Raw genomic sequence first — 13,525 nt, 5'->3', positions numbered from 1 at the left:
CGGAAAGGTTTGGTTTAATTTCAAAAAAAATAGGACTCCGAAAAGTCCTATTTTATATTTATATATGTAAAAATTTAAAGTTTATACGTTGAAACGGAAATGCATTACATCACCATCTTTTACAATATATTCTTTACCTTCTACCTTAAATTTACCTGCTTCTTTGGCTTTGGCCTCAGAGCCGTAATGCACGTAATCTTCAAAAGAAATTACTTCGGCGCGAATGAATCCTTTTTCAAAATCAGTATGAATAACCCCTGCAGCTTGTGGCGCAGTAGAACCGATGTTGATGGTCCAAGCACGTACTTCTTTTACTCCAGCCGTAAAATACGTTTGTTGTTTTAGTAATTTATAAGCTGCACGAATTAAAACAGATGCTCCTGGCTCTGTCAATCCCATGTCTTCAAGAAAAACTTGACGCTCTTCGTAACTTTCTAATTCGGTAATATCTGCCTCTGCTCCTACCGAAAGAATAATAACTTCAGCATCTTCATCTTTCACTAATTCGCGAACTTGATCTACGTATTTATTTCCGTCGACAGCAGAATTTTCATCTACGTTACACACGTACAATACTGGTTTTGCAGTAATTAATTGAAACGCTTCCATTAATTCTTCTTCGTCAGTGTTTTGAGGAATAATTGTTCGTGCTGATTTAGCTTGCAACAATGATTCTCTAATTCTATCTAAAAGGGCTTTTTCAGTTTGCGCTTCTTTATTTCCTGTTTTTGCTGCACGATTTACTTTTTCTAAACGTTTTTCAACCGTTTCTAAATCTTTTAATTGCAGCTCAATATCAATGGTTTCTTTGTCACGAATCGGATTTACATTTCCGTCTACGTGTATAATATTATCATTATCAAAACAACGCAAAACGTGAATAATTGCATTACATTCTCTAATGTTACCTAAAAACTGATTTCCTAAACCTTCGCCTTTACTTGCTCCTTTTACTAAACCTGCAATATCAACAATATCAACAGTTGCCATTTGTACACGCTCTGGTTTTACAAGTTCCTCTAACTTATTAATACGAGGATCTGGTACATTTACCACACCAATATTAGGTTCGATTGTACAAAAAGGAAAGTTAGCACTTTGCGCTTTTGCGTTTGATAAACAATTAAATAAAGTTGATTTTCCAACATTTGGTAATCCTACAATTCCTGCTTTCATCTGTAGATAAATTTGTTTGTATAGTATGGAGCCGATTCATAATTTGTATAAAAACTCTTTACACATTACTATCGCTGCAAAATTTCATATTTTATTCTAAAAGTGTGCAAATATACCATTTAAAACCACGATGCCGAATAATTTTTCAGCATTAATCTTTATTTGCTGCTTTTCTAAAAGCAATATCAAATATATTTAAGAATTAGAAACAAAAAATCCCAAGCGATGTGCTCAGGATTTTTATATTATTATTTATAATACAGTTTATTCGTTATGCAAAAATGCTTTACGATTCAATAATGTTTCGTCGCTTTCTACGTGATTATCATCTGGAATACAACAATCTACTGGACAAACAGCCGCACACTGTGGCTCATCATGAAATCCTTTGCATTCTGTACATTTTCCAGGAACAATAAAATATACTTCGTCAGAAATTGGGGTTTGTGCATCTTCTGCATCCACTTCTGTTCCGTCTGGTAAAATTACTTTTCCAGTTAACTTTGTTCCATCTTTATATCTCCAATCGTCAGCACCTTCATAAATTGCTGTATTTGGGCACTCTGGTTCGCAAGCCCCACAATTGATACATTCGTCGGTTATAATTATTGCCATCTTTTCTACTCTTAAAGTTTTGTTGTGTCCAATTACATAATCATTTAAACGCTGCAAGATAATTATCTCTTTATAACTTGATGCCTTTTGACTTTCGCCTTAATTATGCTTATTTTTGTGCAAAATTACAATCAAAACTATTCATATACAAGAATTATGACATTAGAAACAAAAAATAGTGTTTTTGTTGAATTAGGAAATTTCTTAAGTCAATTCTCAGAGCACAATACCATAAAAAAATCGGATGTTTTAATGAACGATTTCTTTTTTGAAGATTTTGTAAATCTAATTCAGTTGTCCCAATCACACAATGGTTGGTACACGCCCGAGCAAGTTTATTTTGCAATTCAATCTTGGGCAAATGCTTTGACAAAAGCTAATTTAGACCAATGGTTGTCTAATTATACAACAATTAATGACCAGCGCACACCTAAAACTGTTGCTTTAATCTTGGCAGGAAATATTCCGCTGGTTGGGTTTCACGATTTTTTATCGGTTTTAATTACCGGAAATTCTGTTTTGGTTAAAACGTCTTCTAACGATCAACATTTATTGCCTTTTTTAGCCAAATACTTAATTGCTATCGACGAGAGCTTAGCCGATCGCATTACTTTCGTGGAAGGAAAATTAGAACATTTTGATACCGTGATCGCCACTGGCAGCAATAATACGGCCCGTTATTTTGAGTATTATTTTAAAGACAAACCTTCTATTATTCGTAAAAACAGAAATTCGGTTGCTGTTTTGGATGGAACTGAAAGTAAAGAACAATTACTTGCTCTAGGTGAGGATATTTTTCGCTATTTCGGGTTGGGTTGTCGCAATGTTTCGAAGCTATTTGTTCCTAAAGGCTATAAATTCGACTCTTTTTTTGAAGCTATTTTTGCCTATCAAGATGTTATTCATTATGAAAAATATGCGAATAATTATGATTACAATAAAGCTGTTTTTTTAATGAGTGATTTTAAATTATTAGACAATGGTTTTCTTACCATAAAAGAAGATACAAGCTACGCCTCTCCCATTTCTAGCGTTTTTTATGAATTTTACGAAAACATAGATGAAATCAGAGAACGATTAGCGTCGGATACTGAACAAATTCAGTGCATTGTGAGCAATAATTTAATTGAAAACAGTATTAATTTTGGTCAAACTCAACTTCCTCACTTATGGAATTATGCAGATAATGTCGATACTATATCGTTTTTGTTAATAACATAAGTTAAAATTTGACAATTAATGCGAAATTTTTAACGCTTTTTAGACATCTATTAACGAAATTTGCATCTTAAATTTTCGCATTAACTACAACCATGAAAAAACACAACTACAGCGCAGGACCTTGTATTTTACCACAAGAAGTTTTTGACCAATCAGCACAAGCAATTTTAAATTTTAACGATTCAGGTTTATCTATTCTTGAAATTTCGCACCGAAGTAAAGATTTCGTTGCCGTAATGGAAGAAGCTAGAGCACTTGCGATTGAATTATTAGGCCTTGAAGGAAAAGGGTATCAAGCACTTTTTCTTTCGGGAGGAGCGAGTTTAGAGTTTTTAATGGTTCCTTATAACTTGATGAAAGAAAACGGAAAGGCCGCTTACTTAGATTCAGGAACTTGGGCTACCAACGCAATCAAAGAAGCTCAATTCTTTGGTGAAACTGTTATCGTTGCTTCATCAAAAGAGGCTAATTATACGTATATCCCTAAAGATTACGAAATTCCTGCTGATGCTGATTATTTTCATTGCACCAGTAATAACACCATTTTTGGAACACAAATGAAATCGTTTCCAAAAACAAATGTACCGATAGTATGTGATATGAGTTCGGATATTTTTTCTCGAGTGATTGATTTTTCTCAATTTGATATTATTTATGCTGGCGCTCAAAAAAATATGGGACCTGCAGGAACAACATTGGTGGTTATTAAAGAATCAATTATTGGTAAAAGCGGTCGCACGATACCAAGTATGTTGGATTACGCCAAACAAGTAAAAGCAGAAAGTATGTACAATACTCCTCCTGTTTTTCCTATATATGCGTCATTATTGACCTTAAAATGGATTAAAGAAAAAGGTGGAATCGCAGCTCTTGAGAAATTAAACAATGCAAAAGCAGCCTTACTTTACAACGAAATAGATAGCAATCCTTTGTTTAAAGGAGCGGCAAAAGAAGAAGATCGTTCGACTATGAATGTTACGTTCTTACTGACTAACCCAGAGCATACTGAAACATTTGATCAAATGTGGAAAGAAGCCAATATTTCTGGAATAGCAGGTCACCGTTCGGTTGGTGGTTACAGAGCTTCTATTTACAACGCTATGCCAATAGAAAGTGTACAAGTACTAGTTGACGTAATGAAAGCTTTAGCAAGCAAGATTTAAATTCTAATTTCAAGGTAAATCGAAACTAGATCTGACTACAGGAGTCCTAGCCCAGATAGAAGGGAAAATCCTTTTTTATTGTTTTTTACAATAAAAAAGATTGGAATGATAGCTGGAAAAAGCTCCTAATTAAATACGTAAATAATAAGATAATTGTTTGTACTAATTGGTTGAAAACAACTAAAAAACAGACGAAAAAAAATAAAAAAAAATGAAAGTATTAGCAAACGACGGTATTTCACAAAGTGGAATTCTTGCCTTAGAAAAAGGTGGATTTGAAGTAATTACAGCAAAAGTAGCGCAAGAACAAGTAGCCAATTATGTAAACGAAAATGACATTGCTGTTGTTTTGGTTCGTAGCGCTACCAAAGTGCGCAAAGATATTATTGACGCTTGTCCTGGATTAAAAATTATTGGTCGCGGTGGTGTTGGTATGGACAATATTGATGTTGACTATGCAAAAAGCAAAGGAATTCACGTAATCAATACACCTGCATCTTCATCTGAATCGGTTGCTGAATTGGTTTTCGGACACTTGTTTAACGGAGTTCGTTTTTTGCATGATTCAAACAGAAACATGCCTTTGGAAGGTGATACCAATTTTGATGGTTTGAAAAAAGCATACGCAAATGGTGTAGAATTAAGAGGTAAAACATTAGGTATTATTGGTATTGGTCGTATTGGTCAAGCTACTGCAAAGGTTGCGCTTGGTTTAGGTATGAAAGTAATTGCTGCGGATAGTTTTATTCAGGAAATAGACATTACGGTTTCGTTTTTTGACGGTCAATCGGTTACTACAAAAATAACCACACAATCTTTAGAGTCTGTTTTTAAAGAAGCTGATTTTATTAGTTTACACGTTCCTGCTCAAAACGGTTATATTATCGGTGAGAAAGAATTTGAAATTATGAAAGACGGTGTTGGAATTGTTAACTGCGCTCGTGGTGGTGTAATTGACGAAGTTGCTTTGGTTAAAGCATTGGATTCTGGAAAAGTTGCTTTTGCAGGTTTGGATGTTTTTGAAAGTGAGCCCAAACCAGAAATGGCAATTTTGATGCACTCCAAAATTTCGTTAACGCCCCATATTGGAGCTGCAACGGGAGAAGCACAAGATAGAATTGGTACAGAATTAGCTTCGCAAATTATTTCGTTGTTGAACTAAACTACTGATTTAATACAACTTACAAAGGGATTTGATATTAAAATACTAAATCCCTTTGTTTTTTTAAGTAACTTTGAGTTTAAATTTAATTTAAAAAACTATGTTAGAACAATTAGCACAAATAGTGCAATATTTTGGCAATGATGCTGTTGTGCAAAACGATGCGATTCCCAATGAACAAAATCAAGCGGTATTGCAAGAAACAGGAAATTCTATTTTTTATAGTTTACAAAAAATGGCTTCTGAAGGTGATTTATCGCAACTAGCGGCATTGTTGCAAGGAAATAATATCAGCAGTGCTAACCCAGCAGTACAAGAGATTACGAATAATGTTTCGGGTTCGTTGACTGAAAAGTTTGGGTTAAGTTCGTCTGCAGCTATTGGAGCAGCTTCCAGTATGATTCCGCAAATACTGGGTTCATTGATGGGTAAAGCAAACGATAAAAACGACAGCAGTTTTAATATTTCTGATATTATCGCTGCATTGACAAGTGGAAATAGCGCTCAATCGTCGGGTATTATGGAAGCAATAAATAAATACGGAATGCAATTTGGTTTGGATCAAAATGCAGATGGAAAAGTAGATCTGGAAGATGCTATGGCACTGACCAAAAATGGGGGTTTGGGTAGTGTTTTAGGAAAGCTTTTTGGAAAGTAAAAAGTTGCGTTTCTAAAAAATAGAATGTATAAAATTGAATATCATTCTCTTAAATAATTAGCAATGAAAAATTCTTTCTATTTCATCTCATTCTTTTGTATAATCCTAGGTTGTTCTGCAACTAAAACAATTACCAATACCGCAATTGCAGCGACTGACGTTACTACTGCCGTAAGCGACACTGTTCGTATTGCCAATGATGAGTTAGAATATGAAGTATTAATTATTAATCCTGGTTTTAGCAGTTGGCTCGTTTCAAGAGCTTATCCTAGAAATTATTATTCGCAAAGTTATCTTGAAAATAAAAATCAAAATTATATTATAGAATGGAATAGTCGGGCGCTGCAACCACTGCGTTATGATTCGAATTTATACGAAATGACCATAAATTACGATCTGACTACCGACTACGGTTACGAGGTAAATTATTTAATTTACAACTATATGATTTATTTTCAAAATACCTATAAACAAAGGTTAGCAGGTTACGTTCCTTCGAGATAATGTTACTACATTTGTAATCATTACATAGAAAAATGAAGCGATTAAAAGAACGTTGGGGCGTAACCTCCAATTTGCAGCTTACTGTTATATTTATAGTTTTTGCTATTACAGGCTCAGCGTCTGCTTGGCTTTCAAAACCTTTTTGTCTGTGGTTGGGAATATCCAAAGATCACGTTGGCTTTTTATTTACACCACTTCGTCTAATTCTTATTTTTCCTATCTATCAAATTTTATTAGTTTTTATCGGAACAATTTTTGGCCAGTTTACTTTTTTTTGGGCTTTCGAAAAAAAGATGCTCAAAAAACTTGGACTGGGGTTTTTATTTAAAGACAACTAAAAATCAATTCTCTTCTTTACGAATATAATACGTGTACAACCACGTTAATGTAAAAGACGGAATCATGTCTGTAAAAGGCAGAACCTCTTCTAAAAAGGTAAAAATTCCAGCCACCTTCCCTACTCTTCCTTTGTACATATAAGTCATTAAATAACCGGCTAATGGCGCCCAAATAACGTCTGAAAATTCGCCTATGCCAGGAATTGCAAAAGAAAGCATTCCGATGCCATCAAACAGTATACCCAAAAGCAGTTTAGTTGTTTTTCGTCTTTGAACCGCTTTATCTAGTGTTGTTATATTCATTTTTATTTTTTTATCAATCAAGGATTATTATAAAAGTCATGTTTCAATTATAAGCTGTACTAGTGCATTAGATGAGCCATTTTTAAATATAAATTTAAAAAATCAAAATTGAATTATAATTAAAAGTATTTAAGTAAAAATTATGCCAAAGCCGTTTTATTATCGAAGGAAACTTTTGTTTCTTTGTGCAAACAGTTTCTGAACCATGATACAAGCAAAAAATATTCATAAGTTTTACGATCAACTTGAAGTACTAAAAGGGGTAGATCTACACATTAAAAAAGGGGAAATTGTATCTATTGTTGGCGCCTCAGGTGCCGGAAAAACGACACTTTTACAGATTTTAGGAACATTAGATAAACCTTCTACCATTGACGGCACTTCTTTACTTATTAATAACGAGAATATTTTAAAATTAAACGATAAAGCATTATCTAAATTTAGAAATTTGAACTTAGGATTTATTTTTCAGTTTCACCAATTATTACCCGAGTTTACTGCTTTAGAAAACATTTGTATTCCGGCATATATCGCAGGCAAGAAACAAGCGGAAACTGAAATCGAGGCTAAAAAACTGTTGGAATACTTAGGACTGTCGCATCGAATAAACCACAAGCCAAACGAACTTTCGGGAGGAGAGCAACAACGAGTTGCCGTGGCCAGAGCGTTAATCAACAAACCCGACGTTATTTTTGCCGATGAACCTTCTGGAAATTTAGATACTACTTCTGCAGAAAATTTGCACCAGTTATTTTTTAAGCTTAGAGATGAATTTGGACAAACCTTTGTTATTGTCACCCACAACGAAGAATTAGCCAATATGGCCGATCGTAAATTAGTAATGTCAGACGGTAGAATTGTGACTTAGCTGTTTTATTGGTCGAATTTACTGTGATCTATTCTTCTTGATGGCATTTATTGATTGTAGCAATCATGTATCATTGAGTACGTAGTATCTTCTTTTACGTCCTTATTATGGGAGGTAAATTATACTATTTCTAGTCACAAGAATATCAAATTTCTGAGAGTAATTTCTTTCGTAAAACGATGTTTTTTTTAAATTATCAGATTTTTTGTGATAAATGTAGCCCTACTAGAGTTAAGTAGAGATAAACAGTATTAAACAGTTGAATTTTCGTGCTTTACATCTCAAATTCGCACTATTTAACTACTTTTTCTGTAAGTTAATGCTTTATAATTTTTTAAAATTATGTTTTTAATCGATAATAAGTGGTCTTAATCGAGTATTCTCATAATCTTATAATTTAGGATTTCTTTGTGGTATTTTTGCCGTCAAATAAATCGTTAATGGAAACAAGTTTTTCGAACAAAATTTTTACTTTTATCAGAGATTATTTTATACAAAAACATCTATTTGTTTGTTTTTCGCTTACAACCGTATTCCTATTCACAAGTACATCTACAGCTGTTGAAAGAGAAATAGTAAATGCTTATTTTACTTTTAAAACACCAAGCAATCCAAAATATTTTTCTTTTATAATCGTCTGGATAAGATCTGCCCTATTTTTAATTTTTATTAAAAATAATGAAGTGCATATTCCTCCATGCAGACGACTCATTTTAAGCTGACTTTCAAGCATTTTTCACATTCATTTTTATCAGAAAATTAAAAATTTCTGGTTGTACTTACAAAATCCCCTTTGTCTATGCATAATTTTACCTCTAAAAAGTTTTGTTATTTTAAATTTTTACTGTTTATCTTCTTATCATTCTCTGCAAATGCTCAAGTTTGCGGAACGCCAGGAGTAGACGGACCCATAACTATTTCTAGTGCTGTAAATACCTATTATCCTGTTTTAAATAGTACACTTACTTTGAATGCGGGAGCGCAATCCATACAATTAGCCGGAGTTCCAGCAACTGATATTTATGGTAATAACTTTGGTACACTTTCAATTGCTACGGGTGATTTGATTTTAATCATTCAGATGCAAGACGCAGAAATTAACTATACTAATAGTGCTCAATATGGTTCAGGTTCCTCTACTTCATATACAGATGGTCTTGGAGGTACTGGTTTTACCAATATTGGTAATACAGGTATTTTTGAATATGTGATAGCGACAAATAACGTACCGCTGAGTGGAGGGAATCTAACTTTTAAAGGTACTGGAACTGGTGGTGGTGTTAAAAATAGTTTTTACAACGCATCTCCAACTGCAACAAGAGGAAAAAGGACATTTCAAATTGTTAGAGTTCCCCAATATTCTAATTTAACATTAAACGCAAATATTATCACACCGCCATTTAATGGTAGTTCAGGTGGAGTTATTGCATTCAATGTTTCGGGTACTTTTAATTTTGCTGGTTTTACTATTGATGGAAAAGCCAGAGGGTTTAGGGGAGGTTATAGTCCTAAAGAAATCTCTGAACGTAATAATTCGACAAACTATGTAGGTTTATATACTAATAAAACTATTTCTAGTAAAGGAGAAGGCATAGCAGGTACGCCCAAGTTTATGTGGGATGGTTTTAATGCGGTAACTAATATCGATGAAGGTTTGCCTGGAGGATCTTCAGGACGTGGAGCTCCTGCAAATGCTGGTGGTGGTGGAAACGACCATAATGCTGGTGGTGGTGGTGGTGGAAACGGTGGTTATGGAGGATTAGGAGGTAAGGGTTGGCAGGGTGCAGGTGGTGATGTTAGCGATTTAACTGGTGGTGGTAGGCCAGGATTTAGATCTTACATCACTACTATACCTCTTTTAGAAAGGTTAATAATGGGCGGTGGTGGTGGTGCTGGTGATGCTAATAATACTCCAGATGGAGTAAGAGGTGGTGTAGGTGGAGCTATCGTACTAATAAATGCAGGAAATATTACAGGTACAGGATTTATTAATGCAAATGGGGGGCCTGGTGCACCAGGTACCAGCGGAAGTTCACCTGATGGAGCTGGAGGAGCCGGAGCCGGTGGGACCGTTCTTTTAAACATATCAAATACTAGCACAGCAAACATTACCATTGAAGCCAAAGGAGGAAATGGTGGTAATACAAAAGGAGATGGTGGATCTACAACTCCTCATGGTCCTGGCGGCGGCGGCGGCGGAGGTATTATTATGTATAATGCCCCAGGGGCAACTATCGATGCTATTGCAACTGGCGGTGTCGCTGGAAAGTCAAACGATGGAGGTTCAGGAACTATTAATCACGGCGCTATGCCTGGAGTAGCGGGCTATGTATCTGCTTTTACCACTAGTGATTTGCCTAAAAATCTTCAGATTAATTCAGATTGTTTTCCAGTTTTGGAGACTAAAGTAAAATCATTAACTTCATCAGTTTGTAATTCGGTTAATAATGAAGTGTCTTATGAAATTCAAATAAAAAATATAGGAAGTGGAAATGCTGCAAAAGTTTTCTTAGACTTCGCTTTTCCAGCAGGTATAGATTTTTTATCCGCTACAGCAGTTTATTCTATAGAAGCTACTGGTCCAGCTGGTCTTTTGTCGCATACTAATACTGCAAACAAACCTTTAATTGGTGATTTCAATATTGCCAAAGATGGAATAGTAACAATAACCTTGAAAGGTAAAATTACTAGTTTTGCAACTACAGGTGTAAACAATGCTAATGCTCAAGCAATATACTTAGATCCTACAAGAACAACAGCTAATGCAAACAGACAAATTACTGCATTCACTGATAGTTTTGGTTCCTATGAAAAGAATTACCAAGGCGGAAGTCAAGCGAATGTCCCAGGTATAAATTTTAACGGATCTAGTTCTAATATTGACAATGTTGAAATTTTAGCATTACCTGTAGCGCCTACAGTAACTACTACACAACCGAATTGTACTACTTCGACAGGAACAATAAAAGTGACTTCGCCTGTTAATGGTTCGGGTATAACGTATGCATTAACTGGTTTAGCTCCAGTTGTTGCTGCAGTGTCTAATTCTACTGGACAATTTTCTGGTTTAGTAGCTGGTACATATCAGGTAACTACTAGTAATGCTAATTCATGTACTTCATTACCTACTTCTACAATTACTATAAATTCTGTTTCTGGTGCTCCCACTACTACAAGTGTGTCTATTTGTGTAGGAGGTTCAGGAAATTTAATTGCGAGTGGATGTACTGATAATAGCAAAATTCAATGGTTTACCACAGCTATTGGAGGATCTTCAATATTTACGGGTGCTACTTTTAATCCTATTGGTGTATCGGGTTCTGGATTAACGAATGCAAATACTGCTGGAACAACCACTTTTTATGCTAGTTGTAATGGTTCCACATGTAGAGCAGCAACAAATTTTGTTATAAATCCAATACCAACAATAAATACAGTTACGCCAGGGACAATTTGCGGTGCTGGAAGTGTTACTTTGAGTGCTACTGCTTCTTCGGGCACAATAAGTTGGTACGATATTGCAACTGGTGGTACACCAATAGCTACAGGAACTACTTATACTACCCCAAGTTTGTCTGTAACCAAAATATATTATGTACAAGTATCGGATAATAATTGTACTTCAGCTAGAACTTCCGTTACTGCTACAGTTACTGCTATTCCAACAATAGCATCAACTACAGGAGCGGAAAGATGTGGGCCAGGAACTTTGACTTTAAAAGCTACAGTCTCAGCAGGAACAATTAATTGGTATGCAAATGCACTAGGAGGAACTTCGCTTTATGAAGGAACTGATTATATAACTCCAAATTTATCTGCAACCACTACTTATTATGTTGATGCAACAAATAATAGTTGTACCTCAAACTCTCGTTTAGCTGTAGCCGCTACGGTTAATGCAGTACCAGTAACTCCAGTAGTGGGCACAACAGCAGCGACTTGTTCTGCTGCGGGAAGCATGACTCTTACGAATTACAATGCAGCCAATACTTATGTTTTTTCACCTACAGGACCAAGTGTTAGTACAACAGGAGTACTAACAGATGGAACTATAGAAAAGGCTTACACGGTTAAAGCGACTAACGCTTCCGGATGTATCTCCGCAGCTTCTACTAGTTTTACTTTTATTAACCTTACACAGTTAGCTACACCAGTAGCACCAACAGTTGGAACAATCAAACAGCCAACGTGTTCAGTAGCAACAGGAAGTGTTGTTTTAAGCAGCTTGCCTTCAAGTGGAACTTGGACTTTAACAAGAACTCCGGGAAAAGTAACTACAACTGGAACAGGTACAAGTACAACAATTTCAGGATTATCTGCAGGAACTTATACATATACGGTTACAAATGCAGCAGAATGTACATCCGTACCTTCAATGAAAGTTGTCATTAACGCACAACCACCACTACCAGAAGCTCCTACCGCAATCGCTGCAACCAATATAACTTGTGATGGTTTTACGGCTAATTGGAATGCAGTTCCGGGAGCTACTGCTTATGGAATATCAGTTTCGACAAGCGATTCCTATAATTCTCATGTTGCCAATTATGATACTAAAATTCTTGATGGTAGAAATGATGGAAATACTTCATCTTTTTATTCTGTAAGCGGGTTAGTTCCTGGTCAGACATATTATTACAGGGTTTGGTTGTACCATCCGTGTTACCCAACAGGTAGTGTTTCTGGCAATACTATTGCCTTAGTACTGAACCCAAACATGACAGTTGGAACGGCTTCTTCAACAGGAAATTTATGTATCAATACTGAATTGTCACCAATTACTCATGAGACAACAAATGTCACAGGAATTGTTTCGGCTTCAAATTTGCCTTCTGGAGTTACTGCCAGTTTTTCTTCTAATACTGTTACCATTAGTGGCACACCAACAGTTTCGGGAACATTCAATTATACTATTGGATTGTCTGGTGGATGTGGAACCAGAAATGCTGTAGGAACTATTATCGTAAATTCGTCCCCTACAGCCTTAATTACTGGAAACTTAGTTGGTTGTTTAACAACTACTTTAACCGCTACTAGTAATTTAACAAGTCCAACTTATATTTGGTATAGAAACACTATCGAAATTGCTGGAGAAACTGCTTCAACACTTGTTGTTACATCCGATGGAAATTATAAAGTAAAGGTTATAAATAGTTCAACAGGTTGTGAACAAACTTCAGTTGCTGTAGCAGTAACGATTACCGATACAGAAGCCCCGGTAAAACCTACTCTAGCGGATGTAACTGGTGAATGTTCGGCTACGGCAACTCCACCAACTACAACGGACAACTGTTCAGGAATAATCACGGGAACCACTACTGATGCTTTGACAAGAAGTACTCAAGGAACTTCGGTGATTACTTGGACTTTTGATGATAAAAATGGTAACACGACCACAGCTACTCAAAACATAATTATTAAAGAAGCAACAGCTCCTGTAATCACTTGTCCAACTGCGATTGCTCAAAATACAGATACAGGAAAATGTACGGCAAAAGTTACCATTGCAGATCCAAC

10 protein-coding genes and 1 pseudogene are annotated in these 13,525 nt (G+C 35.5%); 8 read left to right on the top strand and 3 right to left on the bottom strand.

What is annotated here, in order from left to right:
* Window positions 1-81 precede the first annotated feature (81 nt).
* The gene (gene ychF, locus AP058_RS01745) at window positions 82-1,176 is read right to left on the bottom strand and encodes a redox-regulated ATPase YchF (RefSeq protein ID WP_066306151.1); all 1,095 of its coding nucleotides are present in this window, start codon (window positions 1,174-1,176) and stop codon (window positions 82-84) included.
* A 264-nt stretch (window positions 1,177-1,440) separates the two neighbouring features.
* Window positions 1,441-1,791 (bottom strand): 4Fe-4S dicluster domain-containing protein, encoded by a 351-nt coding sequence (locus tag AP058_RS01740; RefSeq protein ID WP_066306319.1) that lies wholly within the window; start codon window positions 1,789-1,791, stop codon window positions 1,441-1,443.
* Between the two features lie 156 nt (window positions 1,792-1,947).
* Here AP058_RS01740 and AP058_RS01735 point away from each other — a divergent pair, with 156 nt between their 5' ends.
* The 6 genes from AP058_RS01735 (at window position 1,948) to AP058_RS01710 (ending at window position 6,837) form a co-directional block, all read left to right on the top strand.
* Window positions 1,948-3,012 carry an acyl-CoA reductase gene (locus AP058_RS01735; RefSeq protein ID WP_066306315.1) on the top strand — a complete coding sequence of 355 codons (1,065 nt, stop codon included), beginning with the start codon at window positions 1,948-1,950 and terminating at the stop codon, window positions 3,010-3,012.
* A 92-nt stretch (window positions 3,013-3,104) separates the two neighbouring features.
* Complete coding sequence (gene serC, locus AP058_RS01730) at window positions 3,105-4,175, top strand: 3-phosphoserine/phosphohydroxythreonine transaminase (RefSeq protein ID WP_066306149.1); 1,071 nt, start codon at window positions 3,105-3,107, stop codon at window positions 4,173-4,175.
* A gap of 211 nt (window positions 4,176-4,386) precedes the next feature.
* Window positions 4,387-5,337, top strand: coding sequence for a D-2-hydroxyacid dehydrogenase (locus tag AP058_RS01725; RefSeq protein ID WP_066306147.1), 951 nt, complete (start codon window positions 4,387-4,389; stop codon window positions 5,335-5,337).
* A gap of 100 nt (window positions 5,338-5,437) precedes the next feature.
* On the top strand, window positions 5,438-5,995 hold the full coding sequence (locus tag AP058_RS01720) for a hypothetical protein (RefSeq protein WP_066306145.1): 558 nt from the start codon (window positions 5,438-5,440) through the stop codon (window positions 5,993-5,995).
* Between the two features lie 63 nt (window positions 5,996-6,058).
* Window positions 6,059-6,499: a DUF6146 family protein gene (locus tag AP058_RS01715; RefSeq protein WP_066306143.1), complete on the top strand. Its 441-nt coding sequence runs from the start codon at window positions 6,059-6,061 to the stop codon at window positions 6,497-6,499.
* 32 nt (window positions 6,500-6,531) lie between these two features.
* Entirely contained in the window at window positions 6,532-6,837 is a 306-nt protein-coding gene (locus AP058_RS01710; protein WP_066306141.1) for a DUF6787 family protein, read from the top strand.
* 3 nt (window positions 6,838-6,840) lie between these two features.
* Here AP058_RS01710 and AP058_RS01705 read toward each other — a convergent pair whose 3' ends face one another.
* Window positions 6,841-7,140 (bottom strand): hypothetical protein, encoded by a 300-nt coding sequence (locus AP058_RS01705; RefSeq protein ID WP_066306137.1) that lies wholly within the window; start codon window positions 7,138-7,140, stop codon window positions 6,841-6,843.
* A 205-nt stretch (window positions 7,141-7,345) separates the two neighbouring features.
* On the opposite strand from AP058_RS01705, the gene AP058_RS01700 reads away from it, so the two are divergent.
* Both AP058_RS01700 and AP058_RS01695 read left to right on the top strand, forming a co-directional pair.
* On the top strand, window positions 7,346-8,008 hold the full coding sequence (locus AP058_RS01700; protein WP_066306136.1) for an ABC transporter ATP-binding protein: 663 nt from the start codon (window positions 7,346-7,348) through the stop codon (window positions 8,006-8,008).
* A gap of 799 nt (window positions 8,009-8,807) precedes the next feature.
* Window positions 8,808-13,525, top strand: a pseudogene (locus AP058_RS01695) (hypothetical protein); the annotation flags it as partial.

This window comes from Flavobacterium sp. TAB 87, from assembly GCF_001529295.1.
GTDB lineage: Bacteria > Bacteroidota > Bacteroidia > Flavobacteriales > Flavobacteriaceae > Flavobacterium.
This window is presented reverse-complemented; position numbering and strand designations above follow the sequence as displayed.